The organism is Amycolatopsis sp. NPDC114503 (genome assembly GCF_055633655.1).
In genome coordinates this window covers 113019-131447 of the sequence record NZ_JBVKDT010000003.1, presented here as the reverse complement: position 1 = coordinate 131447, position 18429 = coordinate 113019, and the positions used below count along the sequence as shown (strand labels likewise).

19 protein-coding genes and 3 tRNA genes are annotated in these 18429 nt (G+C 69.9%); 16 read left to right on the top strand and 6 right to left on the bottom strand.

Annotated elements, in window-relative coordinates:
• Window position 1: 1 nt before the first annotated feature.
• Both ACZ7OI_RS13305 and ACZ7OI_RS13300 read right to left on the bottom strand, forming a co-directional pair.
• Window positions 2-901 (bottom strand): S66 peptidase family protein, encoded by a 900-nt coding sequence (locus ACZ7OI_RS13305; RefSeq protein ID WP_470264441.1) that lies wholly within the window; start codon window positions 899-901, stop codon window positions 2-4.
• Window positions 898-2829, bottom strand: a complete 1932-nt coding sequence (locus ACZ7OI_RS13300; RefSeq protein WP_470264440.1) for a S9 family peptidase — start codon at window positions 2827-2829, stop codon at window positions 898-900. The genes ACZ7OI_RS13305 and ACZ7OI_RS13300 overlap by 4 nt, the downstream gene beginning before the upstream one ends.
• A gap of 130 nt (window positions 2830-2959) precedes the next feature.
• Here ACZ7OI_RS13300 and ACZ7OI_RS13295 point away from each other — a divergent pair, with 130 nt between their 5' ends.
• The 8 genes from ACZ7OI_RS13295 to ACZ7OI_RS13260 all read left to right on the top strand — a co-directional run bounded on the left by ACZ7OI_RS13295 (window position 2960) and on the right by ACZ7OI_RS13260 (window position 8996).
• Complete coding sequence (locus ACZ7OI_RS13295) at window positions 2960-3535, top strand: DUF3090 domain-containing protein (protein WP_116200612.1); 576 nt, start codon at window positions 2960-2962, stop codon at window positions 3533-3535.
• A gap of 8 nt (window positions 3536-3543) precedes the next feature.
• Entirely contained in the window at window positions 3544-4353 is an 810-nt protein-coding gene (locus tag ACZ7OI_RS13290; RefSeq protein WP_470264439.1) for an SCO1664 family protein, read from the top strand.
• A gap of 11 nt (window positions 4354-4364) precedes the next feature.
• Window positions 4365-5243, top strand: a complete 879-nt coding sequence (locus ACZ7OI_RS13285; protein ID WP_470264438.1) for a phosphotransferase — start codon at window positions 4365-4367, stop codon at window positions 5241-5243.
• A gap of 86 nt (window positions 5244-5329) precedes the next feature.
• On the top strand, window positions 5330-6136 hold the full coding sequence (locus tag ACZ7OI_RS13280; protein ID WP_470264437.1) for a DUF3097 domain-containing protein: 807 nt from the start codon (window positions 5330-5332) through the stop codon (window positions 6134-6136).
• Window positions 6137-6228: 92 nt separating this feature from the next.
• On the top strand, window positions 6229-6663 hold the full coding sequence (locus ACZ7OI_RS13275) for an NfeD family protein (RefSeq protein WP_470264436.1): 435 nt from the start codon (window positions 6229-6231) through the stop codon (window positions 6661-6663).
• Window positions 6664-6779: 116 nt separating this feature from the next.
• Window positions 6780-8123, top strand: a complete 1344-nt coding sequence (locus ACZ7OI_RS13270) for an SPFH domain-containing protein (RefSeq protein WP_470265170.1) — start codon at window positions 6780-6782, stop codon at window positions 8121-8123.
• Window positions 8124-8250: 127 nt separating this feature from the next.
• Window positions 8251-8418 carry a hypothetical protein gene (locus tag ACZ7OI_RS13265; protein ID WP_470264435.1) on the top strand — a complete coding sequence of 56 codons (168 nt, stop codon included), beginning with the start codon at window positions 8251-8253 and terminating at the stop codon, window positions 8416-8418.
• Entirely contained in the window at window positions 8415-8996 is a 582-nt protein-coding gene (locus tag ACZ7OI_RS13260; RefSeq protein ID WP_470264434.1) for a dihydrofolate reductase family protein, read from the top strand. Before ACZ7OI_RS13265 ends, ACZ7OI_RS13260 begins: the two co-directional genes overlap by 4 nt.
• A gap of 1 nt (window position 8997) precedes the next feature.
• Here ACZ7OI_RS13260 and ACZ7OI_RS13255 read toward each other — a convergent pair whose 3' ends face one another.
• Complete coding sequence (locus ACZ7OI_RS13255) at window positions 8998-10341, bottom strand: MFS transporter (RefSeq protein ID WP_470264433.1); 1344 nt, start codon at window positions 10339-10341, stop codon at window positions 8998-9000.
• A gap of 166 nt (window positions 10342-10507) precedes the next feature.
• Between ACZ7OI_RS13255 and ACZ7OI_RS13250 the strand changes: the two genes are divergently transcribed.
• Window positions 10508-11077, top strand: coding sequence for a TetR/AcrR family transcriptional regulator (locus ACZ7OI_RS13250; protein ID WP_344275325.1), 570 nt, complete (start codon window positions 10508-10510; stop codon window positions 11075-11077).
• A 137-nt stretch (window positions 11078-11214) separates the two neighbouring features.
• Window positions 11215-11985 carry an SGNH/GDSL hydrolase family protein gene (locus tag ACZ7OI_RS13245; protein ID WP_470264432.1) on the top strand — a complete coding sequence of 257 codons (771 nt, stop codon included), beginning with the start codon at window positions 11215-11217 and terminating at the stop codon, window positions 11983-11985.
• A gap of 8 nt (window positions 11986-11993) precedes the next feature.
• On the opposite strand, the gene ACZ7OI_RS13240 is transcribed toward ACZ7OI_RS13245, so the two are convergent.
• Window positions 11994-12521: a CGNR zinc finger domain-containing protein gene (locus ACZ7OI_RS13240; protein ID WP_470264431.1), complete on the bottom strand. Its 528-nt coding sequence runs from the start codon at window positions 12519-12521 to the stop codon at window positions 11994-11996.
• A gap of 729 nt (window positions 12522-13250) precedes the next feature.
• Here ACZ7OI_RS13240 and ACZ7OI_RS13235 point away from each other — a divergent pair.
• From ACZ7OI_RS13235 to ACZ7OI_RS13225, 3 genes are all read left to right on the top strand, one after another.
• Window positions 13251-13323, top strand: a tRNA-Gly gene (locus tag ACZ7OI_RS13235).
• Window positions 13324-13350: 27 nt separating this feature from the next.
• Window positions 13351-13424 (top strand) — tRNA-Arg (locus ACZ7OI_RS13230).
• Window positions 13425-13606: 182 nt separating this feature from the next.
• Window positions 13607-13680 (top strand) — tRNA-Lys (locus ACZ7OI_RS13225).
• Window positions 13681-13952: 272 nt separating this feature from the next.
• Here the strand turns inward: ACZ7OI_RS13225 and ACZ7OI_RS13220 are convergent.
• Window positions 13953-14267, bottom strand: a complete 315-nt coding sequence (locus tag ACZ7OI_RS13220) for a putative quinol monooxygenase (RefSeq protein ID WP_470264430.1) — start codon at window positions 14265-14267, stop codon at window positions 13953-13955.
• Between the two features lie 449 nt (window positions 14268-14716).
• On the opposite strand from ACZ7OI_RS13220, the gene ACZ7OI_RS13215 reads away from it, so the two are divergent.
• Window positions 14717-15190 (top strand): flavodoxin family protein, encoded by a 474-nt coding sequence (locus ACZ7OI_RS13215; protein WP_470264429.1) that lies wholly within the window; start codon window positions 14717-14719, stop codon window positions 15188-15190.
• Window positions 15191-15368: 178 nt separating this feature from the next.
• Window positions 15369-15776, top strand: a complete 408-nt coding sequence (locus ACZ7OI_RS13210) for a transposase (RefSeq protein ID WP_470264428.1) — start codon at window positions 15369-15371, stop codon at window positions 15774-15776.
• A gap of 219 nt (window positions 15777-15995) precedes the next feature.
• Here ACZ7OI_RS13210 and ACZ7OI_RS13205 read toward each other — a convergent pair whose 3' ends face one another.
• Entirely contained in the window at window positions 15996-16487 is a 492-nt protein-coding gene (locus ACZ7OI_RS13205; RefSeq protein ID WP_470264427.1) for a GbsR/MarR family transcriptional regulator, read from the bottom strand.
• A 189-nt stretch (window positions 16488-16676) separates the two neighbouring features.
• Here ACZ7OI_RS13205 and ACZ7OI_RS13200 point away from each other — a divergent pair, with 189 nt between their 5' ends.
• Window positions 16677-18380 (top strand): CocE/NonD family hydrolase, encoded by a 1704-nt coding sequence (locus ACZ7OI_RS13200; RefSeq protein ID WP_470264426.1) that lies wholly within the window; start codon window positions 16677-16679, stop codon window positions 18378-18380.
• Window positions 18381-18429 lie beyond the last annotated feature (49 nt).

Sequence of the window (18429 nt, the reverse complement as noted above, 5' to 3'; positions counted from 1 at the left end):
CTCAGTCCAGCGCGGGGGAGTCGAGGGTGAGGGTGCCCAGTTCGGTGTCGAGCGAGGCCGACACCCCGAGCGGCAGCGTCGGAGACCCCGCCACGTGCCCGAAGCCGAACCCGCTCAGCACCGGAACCCCGAGCGGCGACAAGCGTTCCGACAGCAGTTCCCGGACCTCCGCCGGGTCGCCGCACGCGGCCCACGAACCCAGCACGATCCCGCGCACGCCGTCGAGCCAGCCGGAACGCAGCAGTTGCGTCACCATCCGGTCGATCCGATACGGGCTCTCGGTCACGTCCTCCAGCAGCACGATCCCGCCCCGCGCGGACCCCTGCTCGGCCGTCCCGACCCCGGACGCCAGCAGCGAAAGGTTCCCGCCCACCAGCACGCCCAGCGCGCGGCCGGGCACGACCACGTCCGGCTCCCGGGCCCGAAGCACCCGCGCGTGATCCGGCTCGAACAACGTCCGCCGCAAGTGTTCGGACGCGGCTTCGTCGAACAGGACGCTCGACGGCATCGGCGAGAGCAACGTGGCGAGGTCCAGGTGCGTGTGCACGGCCCGGTGCAGCGCGGTGACATCGCTCGAGCCGGCCAGCACCTTCGGTCCGGCGGCGCGCAACGCGGCCCAATCCACCAGATCGATCATCCGCTGCGCCCCGTAGCCGCCGCGCGCCGCGAGCACGCACTGGACCTCCGGGTCCAGCCACGCCTCGGCGAACTCCGCCGCCCGCGCCTGGTCCGGCGCCGAAAGATAGGACTGGCCGGAAGCCCGCACTACCGCGCCGATCCGCACCTTCACGCCCCAGCCGCGGAGCACCGGCAGCGCGGCGTCCAGCAGGTCCTGCGGCACCGGCCCGGACGGCGCGACGAGCGCGACGGTGTCCCCGGCGGAGAGTCTCGCGGGCCTCATCGGGACAGCTCCAGCCGCGGCACGTCCGGCGTCTCGAAGCCGAACACCTGGCCGTAGAAGGAAAGTTCCGCCTCCAGCGCGGCGACGATCGTCTCCGCCTTCCGGAAACCGTGCTGCTCGCCCTCGAACCGCAGGTACGCGTGCGGGATCCCGCTGCCGTCGATGCCGGCGACGAACCGGTCCGCCTGGTCTGGCGGGCAGATCTCGTCCTCCAGGCCCTGCAGGAACAGCACCGGCCCGGCCAGCGAGCCCACGTGCGTCATCGGCGAGCGCTCCCAGTACCGGTCGGCCGCTTCCGGATACGGGCCGACCATGCTGACCAGGTACTGCGACTCGAAGTCGTGCGTTTCGCCGCCCTCTCCGGTCCAGCCCGCGAAATCGAGGATCGGGAACTTCACCGTCGCCGCCGCGTAGGTGTGGGTCATCGTGATCGACGCGGCCGAGGTGAACCCGCCCGCGCTGCCGCCGCGGATGCCGAGGCGGGCCCGGTCGGCGATCCCTTCCGCGACCAGCGCTTCGGCGACCGCCGCGCAGTCGCGGACGTCCACCACGCCCCACTGCTCCCGCAGCCGCTCCCGGAACGCGCGCCCGTACCCGGTGGAGCCGCCGTAGTTGACCGCGACGACACCGATGCCGCGGCTGGTGAAATACGCGAAGTCCAGATCGAGCGATTCGTCGCTGTGCCCGGTCGGCCCGCCGTGCACGTGGACCACATACGGCGGCAGTTCGCCTTCCGGCGCAACGAAGTCCGGGTTCGTCGGCGGGAACACGTACGCCGGGATGTCCGCGCCGTCCGGCCCGGTGAACACCCGCTCCTGCGGCACCGGCAGGTACTCCGCGGGCGGCAGCGAGGCCGGCTGCGGCGTGAGCGCGCGCCACTTCCCGGTGTCCGGGTCCAGCACCACGACCGCGCTCTCGTGCCGGGGCCCGCCCGCGATCCCGGCGATCCCGTCCGGCGTCGCGACCAGCCCGATCGACGACCACACGGTCAGCTCGGTGTCGATCCGCGCGACCGAACCGTCGCTCTCGTCGAGGATCGCCGGCTTGCCGGAGTCGAGGACCGCGTGCTTCCCGCCGCCCAGCGGGGCGAACCAGCTGGTGCCGAGCTTCCACATCGGCCCGCCCAGCTCGCGCTCCACCGGCGCGAGGTTGACCGTCGCGCCGTCGAGCCCGACCCGGTGCAGGTTCCACCAGCCGTCCGGGTCGGCGAGCACGAGCAGCTGATCCGCGGTCTCCCACGCCACCTGGCACACCGCGACCTCCGGCCCGCCCGCCAGCACGCGCGCGTCCCCGAACGAACCGTCGGCCGCGACCGGAGCGACGAACAGCTCGGTCCCGTCCCACGGCATCGCCGGGTGGTCCCACGCGATCCACGCGGCGTGCGCGCCGTCCGGCGACAGCTGCGGAGCGGTGAAGAACCGGTGCCCTTCGACGAGCACCCGTTCGGCGGAGCCGTTCAGCGGGATCGCGACCAGCTCGCGGGAGATGTCGGTGCGCCGCGGCCCGGTGCTGCGCTCGCGGACCGCCCACACCTCGCCCTCGCGGCCGGGCCGGAGGTCGCCGTACCGCACGCCTTGCGGCGAGGCCGGTTCCGGCGTCAGCGCAGTGACTTCGCCGTCCTTCAGCGCGTACACCCGCTGATCGGCCCAATGCGTGAACACCACGACGCCGTCGACCGCGAGCCACGGCCGTCCGCCGTACTCGTGCACCCGGTTGCGGACGTTCCACGGCGCGGGCAGCACGTCCTCGACGCCGCCGCCGGGCAACGCGCGCACGAGCGCGACGCGACCGCCTTCGGCAGGCCGCGCCTCCGCCCACCAGAGTGCGCCGTCGACCGCGGCGAGCCATTGCGCGCCGCCGCCGGCAGCCGCCGCGTCGGCCGCCGTGACGGGAGAGGTCCAGGTTCCATGAGGAGAGATGCGAGGCACCCGGAAAGCCTAACGAGGATCCGCTGCGTGTCCGGATCCGCACGCACCGCGCAGGAATCCCGCGCGAACTCCCCTCAACCCGGGGCGGCGGATGCCGATCATGCGTGCGTGGCCTAGGGTCGAAGACGCTATGTCACGCGTAATCCACGTCTTCCGCAAGCCCGACCGGTTCGTGGCCGGCACGGTCGGCGAGCCCGGCGACCGCACCTTCTACCTCCAGGCGACGGAGGACGTGCGGACGATCAGCGTCACCATCGAAAAGCAGCAGGTCGTCGTCCTCGCGGAGCGGCTCGGGTCGCTCCTGGAGGAGGTCGCCAGCCGGTTCGGGGCCGACGTGCCCGCACAGGCCCCCGACGACGAGGTCGACGTCGAGCCGCTCGCGGTGCCCGTCGAGGAGGAGTTCCGGGTCGGCACGATGGGGCTCGGCTGGGACGCCGACTCCGGCGCGGTCGTCGTGGAACTGCTCGCGATCACCGAGGGCGAAATCGACGAGACGGTCGTGCTCGACGACACCGAGGAGGGCCCGGACGCGGTCCGCGTGTTCCTCACCCCGGTCGCCGCCCGCGCCTTCGCCGAACGCGCCGACCGCGTCGTCAACGCCGGCCGCAAGCCGTGCCCGCTGTGCGGCGAACCGCTCGACCCGGCCGGGCACATCTGCCCGCGGCAGAACGGGTACCGGCGCGACGTCGACGTGACCGAGGACTGAGGGCGCCCGTGGCGAGCACTCCGCCGGGGCCTGCCGATCCGGCCGCCCGCGATTTCGTCTCCCGCGGCCGCATCGACGTCGAGGGCAGGCTGGTCGACGCCTCCAACGTCACGCTCTTCTGCGCGATCGAACTCGACGGCGTCACCGGCCGAGTCGTGTACAAGCCGGTGTCGGGGGAGCGCCCGCTGTGGGACTTCCCGGACGGCACCCTCGCCGGCCGCGAGGTCGCCACCGCGATGATCTCCGACGCCTGCGGCCTCGGCGCGATCCCGCCCACCGTGCTGCGCGACGGCCCGTTCGGGCCCGGCATGGTGCAGCTGTGGGTCGAGACCGACGAGGACGCCGAAGTCGTCGACGTGTGCCCGCCCGAGGAAGTCCCCGAAGGCTGGCGCACCGTGCTGCACGCACACGACCGGCTCGGCGAACCGGCGGTCCTCGTCCACGCCGATCACCCGGACCTGCGCGAACTGGCGGTCCTCGACATCGTCGTCAACAACACCGACCGCAAGGGCGGCCACCTGCTCGCCGCGACCGACGGCCATGTCTACGGCGTGGACCACGGCATCTGCCTGCACACCGACCCGAAGCTGCGCACAGTGCTGTGGGGCTGGATCGGCGAGGAACTGCCCTCCGAGGCCGTCGAGAAACTGCAGAAACTTCGCGCGGACCTCGACGGCCGCCTCGGTGCGGAACTCGGCGAGCACCTGACCGCCTTCGAGATCCGGGCGCTTTCGCAGCGCACGGACTATCTGCTCGCCGAGGCGGTGTTCCCCGAGCCCGGCGACGACTGGCGCGCGATCCCCTGGCCGCTGTTCTGATGGCGGAACTGATGGACAACGCTCTGATGGACGCCGCCGCCCGCGCCCGCCTCGTGGGCCGGTTCGGCCCGGCCGCGCAAGCCTGGTGCGACGCGCTGCCCGCACTGGTCGACCGGCTCTGCCGCCAGTGGGGCCTCACCGTGTCCGAAGCCCGGCCCGGCAACACCGGCCGCACTCTGCTCTGCCGCGACGGCGAGGGCGCGTTGAAGGTGCTCAAACTCTGCCCGGACCGCGCGATCGCGACCGCGGAGGCCACCGCGCTGGGCTCGTGGGCCGGACTGTCGCGGGTCGTGCAGATCCTCGACGCCGACCTAGACCACGGCGCCGTGCTGCTCGAAGGACTCGAACCCGGGGACACGTTCACCGAACGCGGCGCGGACGTTCCCTGGGACCAGATCGGCGAACTGCTCGCCGACGTGCACGGCGTCCCGGCCGCCGGGCCGTTCCCGACGCAGCTCGAACGCGTCCGGTTCATGTTCGGCCTCGCCGAGCAACGCCTGGCCGGATCGCCGGCCGAAGCGCACCTTCCGCTGGCAGCGCTGCGCACCGGACTGGCCCGGTCCGAGAAACTCGCCGCCAGCGGCCCGATCGCGCTCGTGCACGGCGACCTGCACCCGGGCAACGTCCTCGACGCCGGGCCGGAACGCGGAGCCGTCGCGATCGACCCGCGCCCGTGCGTCGGCGACCCGGCCTTCGACGCGGTCGACTGGGCAGTGCTCCCGATGGCCGACGGCGGCGAACTGGAGGACGGGATCGCCGAACTCCCGCATCTGGACGGCGACCGGGTGCGCGCGTGGTGCGTCGCGCTCGCCCCGCTCGTGGCGATGGGCCCGCTCCGCCGCGGCGGGCCGACGCCGTTCACCGACGCGGTGCTGCGGATGGCGAGCTGAGCCCGTCCCGTCGCCGCGCCGAGAACAGCCCGTCCCCGGCGTGGCGGCGGGACGGCCGGCCGCCGCGGGCGATAACGTGCCCGACCGTGCGCTATCACGACGTGCTGTCCGGCCCCCGCAGGCGGAAGATCCCGGAGGTCCCCGCCGAACCGGGCCTCGTGGTCGAAGACCCGGCCAGCGGCTACTGCGGCGCGGTGGTGAAGATCGAGTACGGCAACGTCGTCCTCGAGGACGCCAAGGGCCGTCACCGGGTGTTCCCGCTCGCGCCCGCCGCCTTCCTGCTGGAGGGCAAGCCGGTCACGCTCGTGCCGGTCAAGAAGACCGCCGCCCCCGCGCGGCAGGTGTCGGCGTCCGGTTCGGTCCGCGTGCAGGGCCTGCAGGCGCGGGTCGCGCGCGACTCCCGGATCTGGGTCGAGGGCAAGCACGACGCCGAACTGGTCGAACGCGTCTGGGGACACGACCTGCGCGTCGAGGGCGTGGTCGTGGAACCGCTCGACGGCGTCGACGTCCTGGCCGACCGGATCGCCGAATTCGGCACCGGGCCCGGCCGCAGGCTCGGCGTGCTCGTCGACCACCTCGTCGCGGGCAGCAAGGAGTCCCGGCTGGTGGAGCAGATCCGCGACGAGCAGGTGCTCGTGACCGGGCACCCCTACATCGACGTCTGGCAGGCGGTGAAACCGGCGTCGGTCGGCATCCGCGCCTGGCCGGAGATCCCGCGCGGCATCGAATGGAAAGCCGGCATCTGCGACGCGCTCGGCTGGGGCGAACCGTACGAGGGGTGGCAGCGCGTGCTCGCCGGGGTGCGCAGCTTCCGCGATCTCGAAACGCCGCTGATCGGCGCGGTGGAACGGCTCATCGACTTCGTGACCGAACCAGGCGACGACGCTCCGTAGTGTCCGGTTTGCCGGAAAAATCCAAGGTCACGCGTCGGTCACGTCGAGTAGTTTGCCCGGTGCGAAACGACGCGATCTGAGAGCATGAGGGCATGGCAGCGGCTCTGATCTGGCTGATCATCGGCATCGTCCTGATGATCGCGGAGGTGATCTCCGGGGACTTCGTGCTGATCATGCTCGGCGTCGGCGCGTTGCTCGGAGCCGGCTCGGAAGCGCTCACCGGCAACATCTACATCGACGTCGCCGTGTTCGCGGTCAGCTCGGTCGGGCTGCTCGCGCTGGCCCGCCCGGCGCTCAAACGCCGCTTCCTCGCCGGGTCGGGCATCCCCACCGGCATCGACGCGCTGGTCGGAGCCCGGGCCGTCGTGGTGTCCACTGTGGACTACGATGCCGGCCAGGTGAAAATCGGCGGCGAGGTGTGGTCGGCGCGCGCCGTGCACGAATCGCAGCCGCCGATCGCCCCGGGCACCAGCGTCACGGTCGTCGAGATCTCCGGCGCCACGGCCGTGGTGGACATCGTCTCGTGAGGCTCCGTCCGAGGAACAACGGTACTAGGTAAGGGGAAACGCTCTTGTCGACAATAGCGATCGTCGTGGTCGCACTGCTGGCTCTGTTCGTCATCATCACAGTGGTCAAGGCGATCATGGTGGTGCCACAGGCCCAGTCGGCGGTGATCGAGCGGCTCGGCCGGTTCCGCACGGTCGCTTCGCCCGGCCTGACCTTCCTCGTCCCGTTCCTGGACAAGGTGCGCGCGCGGATCGACCTGCGCGAGCAGGTCGTCTCGTTCCCGCCGCAGCCGGTGATCACCGAGGACAACCTGACGGTGAACATCGACACCGTCGTGTACTTCCAGGTCACCGACTCGCGCGCCGCGGTCTACGAGATCTCGAACTACATCATCGGCGTCGAGCAGCTCACCACCACCACGCTCCGCAACGTGGTCGGCGGCATGAGCCTGGAAGAAACGCTGACCTCCCGCGATTCGATCAACACCCAGCTGCGCGGCGTGCTCGACGAGGCCACCGGCCGCTGGGGCATCCGCGTCGCCCGCGTCGAGCTGAAGGCGATCGAGCCGCCCGCCTCCATCCAGGACTCGATGGAGAAGCAGATGCGCGCCGACCGGGAGAAGCGCGCGATGATCCTCACCGCGGAAGGCCAGCGGGAATCGTCGATCAAGACCGCGGAAGGCCAGAAGCAGAGCCAGATCCTCGCCGCGGAAGGCCAGAAGCAGGCCGCGATCCTCGCCGCCGAAGCGGAGCGGCAGTCGCGGATCCTGCGCGCGCAAGGTGAACGAGCCGCTCGCTACCTGCAGGCGCAGGGCCAGGCGAAGGCGATCGAAAAGGTGTTCGCCGCGATCAAGGCAGGCCGCCCGACGCCGGAAGTCCTCGCCTACCAGTACCTGCAGACGCTGCCGCAGATGGCGCAGGGCGACGCGAACAAGGTCTGGATGATCCCGAGCGACTACGGCAAGGCCCTCGAAGGCTTCGCCCGCGCGCTCGGCGCTCCCGGCGACGACGGCGTGTTCCGCTACGAACCGCCGAAGGACGACACCCCGGCCAAGCCGGACCTCGACGACGACGAGGTCGCCGGCTGGTTCGACACCAGCAGCGACCCGAAGGTCGCCGAAGCCGTCGCGGCCGCGGAAGCGGTGGCGCGCAAGGAGGTCGACGGTCCGCTGGGCGCGTCGGCGGAGCGCCGGGCGATCGGCGGGGCTTCGGCCGCCAAGCCCGAAGCCCCCGCGCCGGTCCAGGAAGAAGAGCCGCCCGCGCCGCCGGAGCGGCCGCAGCAGCCCGCCACTCCGCCGCCCGCTCAGCACCAGCAGTCGCTTCCGCAGCCCCATCCTCCGGCGGGGCCGCAGGGCGGGCCGTACCAGGGACCGCCGCCGCAGCAGTTCGGCGGACCGCAGGGACCCGGACCGGGAAGCGGGCCGTTCCCGCAGCAGGGCCCGTTCGGCGGACCTCAGGGCGGACCTCCGCCGCAGCGCTGACCGCGTCGTACCAAGCACCAAGGGGCTGCCACTCCGGTTTCGGAGTGGCAGCCCCTTTTTTGTGTCGGCTGTCGAATCCGGCGGACCCCGATCGACGCACCAGTGAAAGCGCGAAGGAGGCACTGGAATGAGGACCCTGCGCATCGGACTGCGGGTGACCGATCTCCCTCGGTCATTGGCGTTCTCCACGGCGATCGGCTACGAGACCGTCGGCATCGAACTCGTCCAGTGGCCCGCAGGCCACGGCGACGGCATGACCGCCGCAGACTTTCCCGAGAAGAGGATTGAGAAATGAGCAGGACACCACTGCGGCTGTACATGTCCATGTCGGTCGACGGCTATATCGCCGGACCGGACGACCGGCCCGGCCAGGAACTCGGTCGCGACGGATTCCGGCTGTTCGACTGGCTCGACCATCGGAAGGAAGAAGGCGTCAACAAGGAGGTGTACGCCGAGGCCGAGGCGACCGGTGCGGTGATCTCCGGACGCCGCACGTTCGAACTGGCCAGGCGGTGGCACGGCGACCACCACGACGGCGTCCCGATCCACGTGCTCACCCACCACGTCGACCCGGGCGACGAGCCGCCGGGCAGCGCGAAGTTCTACACCGACGTCAACGCGTGCGCCGACGAAGCCCGGGAGAAAGCGGGAGATCGCGCCGTGCTGGTCCACGGCGCGGGAGCGGCACAGGCCCTGCTGGCAGCAGGCCAGCTCGACGAACTGGAACTCCATCTCATCCCGGTGCTGCTGGGCGGGGGACGGCGGCTGTTCGAACCGACCGGAATTGGCCAGGTCGAACTGGAGCCGGTGCGTCGGCTCGAAGGCCGCGGCGTCACCCACCTCCGTTACCGCGTGGTCGATCGCGCCCGGTGAGTCAGCGGGTGTAGACGGTGAGATCGTCGATGTCGGCCTTCGAACGGTCCGGCAGGGCCAGTACGCACGCCACGGTCACCACGACCGAAGCCACGATGTAGATCGAAATCGAGTACGGCGTGCCGGTGGTGTGCAGAAGCCAGACCGCCAGCAGAGGCGCGGGGCCTCCGGCGAACACCGACGCCAGTTGATATCCCAATCCCGCGCCGCCGTAGCGCAGATGTGTCGGAAAGCTTTCGCCGATCAGGGCTGCTTGCGGGCCGTACTGCATCGAATGCGCCACCAGGGACACGATGATCGCCAGGAAGATCATCGCGTGGCCGCTGTGGGTCAGCACGGTGAAGTACGGGAACGCGATCACTCCGGTCAGCACCGCGCCGGTCAGATAGACCTGTTTGCGGCCGATTCGGTCGGAGAGCTGGGAGAACAGCGGGATCAGCACCAATTCCGCCGCCGCGCCGACCAGGACCGCGTCGAGGACGAAGGTTTTGCTGAATTCCGGTCGTTGCACTACATAGACCAGGACGTAGCTGGTGAACAGGTAGAACGGCATCTGCTCGCTGAACCGCAATCCGGCCGACAGCAGGATTTCTCGCCAGTGGTGGCGGACGACGTCCTTCACCGGGGCTTTCGAGGTGCGCTTGGCGGCGACCGCGGCGGCGAACATCGGGGTTTCCAGGATGCGCAGCCGGATGACCAGGCCGATCGCCACCAGGACCAGGCTCAGCAGGAACGGGATTCGCCAGCCCCACGAGGAAAAAGCGGCCGGGGACAGCGTCGCGGACAGCAGGGTCATCCCGCCGGTGCCCAGTACGAGTCCGACCGGGACGCCGACCTGTGCGAAACTCGCCAGCAGTCCTCGCCGGCGCTGGTCGCCCCATTCCATGGCCAGCAGGACCGATCCGCTCCACTCGCCGCCGATCGCGATGCCTTGCACCAGGCGCAGCAGGACAAGGATCAGCGGGGCCGCGACGCCGATGGTCGCCGCGCCGGGCAGCAGGCCGACCACCGCCGAGGACAGGCCCATCAGCAGGAGCGTCACGATGAGCGTCGCCTTGCGGCCGAGCCGGTCGCCCCAATGGCCGAAGATCGCCGCGCCGACCGGGCGGGCCGCGAAACCGACCGCGTAGGTGGCGAACGACTGCATGACCCCGGCATAGGAGGACGACGCGGGGAAGAACAGATGGGGAAAGACCAACGCGGCGGCGGTGTTGTAGAGGAAGAAGTCGTACCACTCGATGGTGGTGCCGATCGATCCGGCCAGGGCCGCCCGGCGTACCTGCACCCGGCGGTCGCCGGAGGAAGCTTGGACTGACTGGGTGACCTCGTTGTCGCCTAGAGTCATGGTCGTGCACCTCTCGTGACGGTCGTCACACTACAGTGTGAACGACCGGCAGAGGTTTGACGATTCCCGACGTCTGCTCCGGACGGGTTGTTTCCGGCCCTCCGGCACGCCGAACCCACCTGGATCGGGCGCCGCGCGGCCAGGACGCGCGACTACCATCACAGCCGTGACGGAGGACAAACCGCTGCGCGCCGACGCGCGGCGAAACCGCGCCAAGGTGCTCGAAGCCGCCGAGACCGTGTTCGCGGCGAAGGGCACCGGCGCGCCGACCGAGGAGGTCGCGCGCGAGGCCGGCGTCGGCATCGGCACGGTGTTCCGGCACTTCCCGACGAAAGAGGCGCTGCTGGAAGCCGTGCTCTACGCGCGGCTGCACCGGTTCGTCGACGAGGCGGACGCCGTCGTCGCGCAGAACGCCGAGGACGCCGGAGCCGCGTTCTTCACCTTCCTCACCAGCTGGATCGAGATGTCCAGCGCCAAAAACGCCTACTTCGAAGCGCTCACCTCGGCCGGCGTGTGCGTCCCCAGCACGGGTTCGGTGATCGGGGAGCGGCTGCGCGAATCCCTCGGCGTGCTGCTGCGGCGCGCCCAGGACAGCGGCGCGGTGCGGCGCGACGTCACCACCACCGAGCTGATCCCGGTGATCATCGGCACCGCGAAGGCGGCCGAGCACGTCGGGGCCGATCGCGAGCTGCGAGACCGCACCATCGCGATCCTGTTCGACGGCCTCCGCACCTGAGTCAGCGAAGCACGGCGGCCAGCAGATCGCGCTCGCGCCGCTCGGCCCGGCGCGCTCTGGGGCGGGCTCGCCGGAGCGACGCTGTTGTCCGCGGGCGCCGTCGCAGGGAGTGGGGGAGGCGCGCCTAAACTGAGCCAATGACCAACCGCTTAGTCTGCATTGGCGATTCGTTCACCGAAGGCGTCGGGGACGACGATCCGTCCGCGCGCAACGGGGTGCGCGGGTGGGCCGACCGGGTCGCCGAGGTGCTGGCCGCCGGCGAGCCCGGGTTCCGGTACGCCAATCTGGCGGTGCGCGGGAAGCTCCTGCCGCAGGTGCTCAACGAGCAGATCGAACCGGCGCTGGCGATGAAGCCGGACCTCGTCACCCTCTACGCGGGCGGCAACGACCTGATGCGACCGCGGGTCGACGTCGACAGCCTCGCCGATTCGTATGAGCGCGCGGTGGCCCGGTTCCGCGCGGCCGGCGCGCAGGTGCTGCTGTTCACCGGTGTCGACGGCGTGGAAGACGCGCTGTTCCGGCAGATCCGCGGGCGGGTCGCGATCTACAACGAGCACGTGCGCGGCATCGCGGCCCGGCACGAGACGCTGCTGGTGGACATGTGGTCGATGCGCCAGCTGCGCGACCGTCGCATGTGGTCGCCGGATCGCCTGCACCTCAACGCGGCCGGGCACACCGAAATCGCCATCGCCGTCCTCGACGCGCTCGGTGTCCAGCACAGCCTCGCGCACGCCGCGCTGGGACCGCGCCCTCGCCTGTCGGCGCGGGAACAGCGGGCGGCGAACCTGCGCTGGGGCCGGGAACACGCGTTGCCGTGGATCGGCCGCCGCCTGCGCGGCGAATCCTCCGGCGACACGATCGCCCCGAAATACCCGGAACTGCAGTCGTTCGAGGAGACCGCTGGCTGACCCGCGGCCTAGCCCGCGAGCTGCCGCGCGCGATGGTCGGCGACGTTGACCCGCGTGCCGCAGCGAGTGGAGCAGAACCGCCGACGCCCGTTGCGCGACGTGTCCACGAACGCGATGCCGCACCCTTCGCGCGCACAGACGCCGAGGCGGTGCGGCTCCTCGCACACGAGATGCGCGAGCCCGCCCGCGGTGTAGGCATAGAACCGCTCGACCACGCCAGCACCTTCGCTGGAGTAGTGCAGATGCGGCGCTTTCCCGTCGTGGCTGGCGATGTTCGGCCGGCACGCGGCGACGGCGAGCAGCTCGTTCAGGAGATCGATGCGCTCGGCCGTCGTCTCCGCGACGAACACCTCGTGCAGCCGTCGCCCCCACGCGAGGATCCGCTCGGCGTCGTCCGCCGTGATGCGCGGGAGCACCATGTCGCGCGCCTGCCCCGCGTCCCGCACCTCGGCGGCGGTGACGTCGTCGCGCTGGGCAAGGGTGGCCAGGTCGGCGGCTACCTGCGCGCCCGCGCCGCCGTAAGGGTTGAAGTGCACTCGTCCATTACAACACGATCCGCCTTCCGGGGACAGCGCGGCCGAAAACATTTCTCCGGAAAATAAGATTGACGCGCCGCTTCGGTGTAGGTGAAGATGAATCCACTACAGCGGATGAAGGAGCGGTCATGACGAACATGCGGAAGCGGGAGATGCGAGGCCGATATCCGGCCGCGGTCCACGCTGTCCGGCGTTCGGTTCATCAGCGCCGCACCGGCCGAAAAGGCGGATTCCTCGGCGGTATTCGCTCCCTGACGTGACGCAGTAGTCGTCGCGCACCGGGAGCCGCCCGTCGGGAAACCGACCCGGGCGGCTTTTTTCGCCAGCCTCACCAATCGCGGTGCCTTCTTTTCGCCAGCTCCACTGACCGCGGTGCCTTCTTTTCGTCAGGTCCACCGACCCGGGCGGCTTCTTTCGTCAGGTCCTCCGAATGCAATTGAGTTTCGCGGTCGCGATCTACTTTCGCGTCGGCTTTTCCCTGCTGCCCATTTTTTGGCGCGGCGAGGTTCTTTGACCACCGCCTAGCGGTGCAAGACATTTCCGAGACTCGTCCCCGTCGCCTCACCCGCGGCCAGGACGAGCGCCGGGTCCGGCAGCCGCGCGCCGCCGGACCCGCACGGTGAAGACGGGGCGGTGGCGGCCCCACCCGGCTGTAACCCGGGCGCCTCCTTGAGGCAGTGAGGGTTCGACTCCCTCCTTCACCACTGCGCCCCGATCAAGGGGCGTCCTGCGGTCGTGGTGAACTCGGCGGACACGTCGGTCTTCCAAACCGAAGAAGAGGGTTCGATGCCCTCCGGCCGCTCGCGGTCCGGCCCCGTGCCGGACGCACACCCCTGTAGCTCAGCGGGAAAGAGCGCCGCACTACGAATGCGGAGGCGCCAGGTTCGAGTCCTGGCAGGGGTACGGGCCCGGCGCCGAGGGGGCGCCGGGGCCGCTCGCCAGGCGGGTCCGGCCCGCATCCCGGATGCGAGGGCGTCGGCGACCCCGCCAGGTCCGCGTTCTGGACCGTGGCCGTTTGTCCAACGCCGCGCTCTGGACGCGGCGAGGTTCGCACCCTCGGCGGTCGGCTGTTCCTGCACCACCGCGGGCCGTTAGCTCAATCGCGCAGAGCAGCCGGCTTTTACCCGGCGGGTTCAGGGTTCGAATCCCTGGCGGCCCACTCTCGAACCCCCGGTTGCCGGAACCGGTGACCTGGTGTTTTATGCTGTCCGGACGAGTTTCTCCTGGGCCTGCACTGTCCATTGTGGTCTGATGGGAGCCCGAGGGGAGCCCGAGAGCGCGGGCACGGTGCAGCGCGGCCCGCCGGGGGATCGCCGACGCGAGTTTCCGAATGCCACGGACTTCCCGATGAGCTTCCCGAACGCCGGCTGCGACAGCTTCAGCCTCGTCCGCCCTTCCCTGATCACGGCACCGATGCGCCGCGAGTCCTCGTCACTCACCCGTGACGCCGCCCTTGGCGCTGACGGGCCGCAGGAACTCGACCCGGTAGCTGTCGACGAACTGCGTGCGCTCCTTGAGGAACCGCCGCACGTGGGGCTCGGTCTCGTGAACCTCGAAGGCGGCTTCGTCCTGGTAGACCTCGTAGAACACGCGCGACAGGGGTGCGCCCTCGACGGTGTGCACGACGTACTGCAGCGTTCCGGGTTCCTCGGACTCGATCAGCGGCAAAGTCCGTGCGACCAGGTCGTCGAATCCGGCCGCCGCCGCGTCGTCCTTGAGTTCAAACCGCACCACGAGCGCGTGCATTGCCGTCCTTCCGCCGAGAGACCCGTACGAAGCGTACGGGTCTGCAGGTCGCGGCATGATCGAGTACAAAAAGTATCAACGTGAATGCTAGTCAGCGGGGCAGCTCGCGCGGAGGCGAGCCTGCGCATCGCCGAACACCGTCGAGGCAGGGCGAGCGTCGGCGACCGCCGCGTTCACCGGGCATCCGATCGACCGCCTGGCTCAGCCTGTGCCGATGTCGCGGCTGCATGACGATCGTCGGCGAGAACGGCCCGGTTGCCGGCTCGATCAGTTCCCGGTCGGCGCTTCTTCGTCGGTGCCGAGTGATGACCACCACGTTCCCTGATGTCACATTCGCCGCGCTGGCGTCGTCCTGGAGTCGTGAAGGCCGATCAGGCGGGAGACGATCGCAGGTTGCGCGTGCTGATCCGGCACGGCCGTGAAGTCATAGAAGCGAAGGGGACAACGTCATGAAGTCCGTCATCGTGTGCACCTCCGTGTCGCACGGCAACACCAAGAGGATCGCCGACGTCATGGGCCGGGTACTGGACGCCTCGGTCGCCGCTCCGGACGAGGTCGACCTGGCTGGACTTGCTGCCTGCGACCTCGTGGGATTCGGCTCGGGGATCTTCCTGGGTTCCTTTCATCCGCAGCTGCGCGAGTTCGTCCGGTCGCTGCCGCGGGAGCGACGGGGCGCGGCGTTCGTGTTCGCCACCAGCGGTTTTCCCGAAGCACGGTTCCAGCCTTTCTTCCGTCCGATGACACAGCTTCTCGAGCGGAAGGGATTCGGCGTGGTCGACGCCTTCTCGTGCCGCGCGTGGGACACCTACCTTCCGTTCAAGCCGATCGGCGGCATCAGGAAGGGCCGACCCGACGCCGCCGATCTGGAAGCGGCACGCATCTTCGCCGAACGGCTGCGAACCCGGCCGGGCGCCGCGTCCTGACCGAGTGCCGAAGCCGCAGCGCGAGAGTTCCCCTCGGGCGGCCGGGCCGTTGCCGACCTGGGATATGCCGCTGCCGCGCCCGCCTCCCGCCAGTGGATCTGGGAAACCGCGTGCGTGCAACGGGTGCTGACTGTCCAACGCAGGACAGAAGATCGCCGACCTCAACGCCCAGACCGCCGTGATCCTGGCCGGCCGCAACCCCGCCATGCTCGACATCTACGGGGTCGGACCCGACACCGCCGCCACGCTCCTCATCGCCGCCGGCGACAATCCCGAACGCCTGCGCAGCGAAGCGTCGTTCGCCGCGCCGTGCGGTGTCGGCCCGGCGGAAGCGTCCTCGGGCAGGACGCAACGCCACCGGCTCAACCGCGGCGGCGATCTCCAGGCGAATTCCGCCCTGCGCCGCATTGTGCGGGTCCGCCTGCGCTGGGACAAACGCACCCGCGACTACATCGACCGACGAGTCCGCGAAGGCAAGGCCAAACGCGAAGCCGTCCGGTGCCTCAAGCGCTACATCGCCCGCGGACTCTACCGAGTAATCACCGCGCCCGATCCACGGACAGCACCGGCACGCCAGGCTGCTTGACGAACAAGATGGGCATCGAGACCTGCCCGAAGGCGGCCGTGTCCTGAGCAGCGGTCCCTCGATGCCGCCAAACCCGGTGACACCCCCCGGATCATGGGTTCGACTGGGGGACTAAGTCGTGCCGGGTCCGGCGACCACGAACTCCTTGATCAGGAGCTGCGAAGAAGGTAACGGGGGCCTGCCAGTCCAAAGGCCGCGACTGACCCGCTGGCCGCGACGTCAGGCCCGGTCGGCGGGCCGCCGTGTTCGCAGTGCTGCCCTGCGTTCGTGCCAGCGACCCATCATCGCGCGGGTCTCCTCCCTGAGGAACTGGATGAGTTCGAGCGTCTCGTTCAGCCGGTCGGCCGCCGATGAGTCGCCCAGGACGGCGATGCCTTCTCGCAAGTCGGCTTCGCCTCGTTCGAGGAACGGGTTCGCGCTGACGGTCGACTCGTACCACGAGCCGTCGACGACGTAGGCGTGGCGGCGCGTTCCTGGGTCCCGTTCTGTGCGGATGAGGCGGACTTGGACCAGGTAGCGGACGGCACCCGAAACCCCGCCGGTGCTGGCGTGCAGCGATTCCGCGAGTTCGGCTGCGGTCATCCGCCCGCTCTCGCTGACCAGAAGCGTCGCGAAGACGCGGGCGGCGAGACGGGGAAAACCGGCGGCAGTGAGGGTGGAGGCGAAGCGCTCGACGAATCTGCCGATCTCGTTCATCTCGTCTTCGCGCACGGAACTTCCCTTCGGTCGCCTCGCCATCAGGGTACTGCAGTAGCACTAACTTTCAGTAATTTCTGAAAGTTAGTGCTAGATTGTGGCTGGACGGCAGGCGGGCCGGGTCGAGCTCCGCTGGCCGGCGTGGTGGATGAGGCGACGGGAGACGCGCATGGCCAAGCACGTGGTGTGGCGCGGAGGAGGGAGATGAACCGACGAGCCAAGGATAGGACGCTCGGGCAGCGGCTCGTCGATCTGCAGTGGACGAAGTACGCTCGGCTTCCCGTTCCGACGAGCGACTACGCCGTGATCCGCGAAGTGCGAGTCCCGATGAGAGACGGCGTCGAACTGCTCGCGGATCTCTACGAGCCGAATGAGCCGGCGTCGGGAACGATTCTCGTCACCTCGCCCTACGGCTGGAATCTGGTTGGCGCGGCCATGACGGGTGGAATGTTTGCCAGCCGGGGTTATCGGGTCGTGCTGGTCCGGTGCCGGGGAACGTTCGGCTCGGGTGGGACGTTCGAGCCGTTCATGCGGGAAGTCGACGATGCGGCCGACATCGTCGCGTGGATGCGCGTGCAGCCGTGGTTCGACGGGCACTTCGCCACCCACGGCTATTCCTATCTCGGCTTCACTCAGTGGGCGTTGCTGATGGATCCGCCTCCAGAGCTGGTCACTGCGGTCATCGCGTGCGCGCCGCACGACTTCGGTGCATTCGTCTACACCGGCAGGGCTTTTCTGCTCAGCACAATGTTCGAATGGTCGTTCGTGGCGACCAAGCAAGAGAAGCCAATCCTGCCTCGCATCTTCGCGGTTCTGTCTGCCCGGGGCCGAATCAAAAAGGCCCTGGCAATGATTCCCCTGGCCGCCGCCGACGAAGAATTGATGGGCGGGAAGGCGCCGTGGTACCGCGAGTGGATCAGCCGGCGGGATCTGGGCGACCCATGGTGGAAAAGCGCCGACCTGACCGCAGCGCTGGATCGGGTGCGCGTCCCCGTGTTGCTTCAGGGCGGCTGGCAGGACGGCTTTCTTCGCCAGACGCTGGCGGGATACGCGCGGCTGGCCGACCGGGGCGTCGATGTCGGACTCACCATGGGTCCGTGGACGCATGCTCAGGGAGGCGCCGCAGGCACCCGCATCCTGCTCCCCGAAGCGCTCGCCTGGTTCGACGAGTATCTGGCCGGATCCGACGTCCGGCGTCGCGAGATGCCGGTCAAGGTCTTCGTCAGCGGTCGGGACGAAGGGTGGCGCGACCTTCCGGCCTGGCCGCCGGCAACGGTTGAGCAGATCCTTCGTCCCCGCGCCAGCGCACACCTGGGCGCTCAACCGGCCGACCCGGGAGAAGCGAGCGAGTTCGCCTATGACCCAGCCCAGCCGACCCCCACGTACGGTGGCGCGTTTGTCACCCAAGTCTCCCCGGGGTTGACCGCGGGCTACACGGACGACAGCGCGCTCGCCTCGCGTTCGGACGTGCTGGCCTTCACCTCAGACCCGTTGACCGCCGACCTCGAGGTCCTGGGCAGCCCAGTCGCGGAAATAGGTCACAGTTCCGACAACCCCTTCGCCGACCTGTTCGTTCGCGTGTCGGAAGTGGATACCCAAGGCCGCGCACGCAACGTCTGCGACGGGTTCGTCCGGCTCGACCCGTCGGCGTGCCAAGGCGTGGTTCGGGTGGAACTCGACGCCGTCGCACACCGGTTCGCACGAGGCAACCGGATTCGGTTGATCATCGCGGGCGGGTCGCATCCCCGCTGGGAGCGCAATCTGGGAACAGGCGAAAACCCGGCTACCTCGACGAGGATGCTGCCGTCACACCGGACGATCGACCTGTCGAGCTCACGGCTCGTCGTTCCGGTCACCCCACCGCCCGGGCATGCAGATGGGCCGTGTCGCCAAACCGGTGATCGTTAGCGGTCACCGCACGAGCCGCCGGACCGGGCTGGCGCGCCGAGGAGACATC

What these genes read in the sequence shown, in the direction of transcription:
- ACZ7OI_RS13220 (WP_470264430.1), bottom strand. Translation starts at nt 14,267, where the DNA reads ATGCACGCGCTCGTGGTGCGGTTTGAACTCAAGGACGACGCGGCGGCG.
- ACZ7OI_RS13260 (WP_470264434.1), top strand. Translation starts at nt 8,415, where the DNA reads ATGAGCAGGACACCACTGCGGCTGTACATGTCCATGTCGGTCGACGGC.
- ACZ7OI_RS13305 (WP_470264441.1), bottom strand. Translation starts at nt 901, where the DNA reads ATGAGGCCCGCGAGACTCTCCGCCGGGGACACCGTCGCGCTCGTCGCG.
- ACZ7OI_RS13285 (WP_470264438.1), top strand. Translation starts at nt 4,365, where the DNA reads ATGGACAACGCTCTGATGGACGCCGCCGCCCGCGCCCGCCTCGTGGGC.
- ACZ7OI_RS13275 (WP_470264436.1), top strand. Translation starts at nt 6,229, where the DNA reads ATGGCAGCGGCTCTGATCTGGCTGATCATCGGCATCGTCCTGATGATC.
- ACZ7OI_RS13200 (WP_470264426.1), top strand. Translation starts at nt 16,677, where the DNA reads ATGAACCGACGAGCCAAGGATAGGACGCTCGGGCAGCGGCTCGTCGAT.
- ACZ7OI_RS13215 (WP_470264429.1), top strand. Translation starts at nt 14,717, where the DNA reads ATGAAGTCCGTCATCGTGTGCACCTCCGTGTCGCACGGCAACACCAAG.
- ACZ7OI_RS13255 (WP_470264433.1), bottom strand. Translation starts at nt 10,341, where the DNA reads ATGACTCTAGGCGACAACGAGGTCACCCAGTCAGTCCAAGCTTCCTCC.
- ACZ7OI_RS13270 (WP_470265170.1), top strand. Translation starts at nt 6,780, where the DNA reads ATGGTGGTGCCACAGGCCCAGTCGGCGGTGATCGAGCGGCTCGGCCGG.
- ACZ7OI_RS13245 (WP_470264432.1), top strand. Translation starts at nt 11,215, where the DNA reads ATGACCAACCGCTTAGTCTGCATTGGCGATTCGTTCACCGAAGGCGTC.
- ACZ7OI_RS13265 (WP_470264435.1), top strand. Translation starts at nt 8,251, where the DNA reads ATGAGGACCCTGCGCATCGGACTGCGGGTGACCGATCTCCCTCGGTCA.
- ACZ7OI_RS13295 (WP_116200612.1), top strand. Translation starts at nt 2,960, where the DNA reads ATGTCACGCGTAATCCACGTCTTCCGCAAGCCCGACCGGTTCGTGGCC.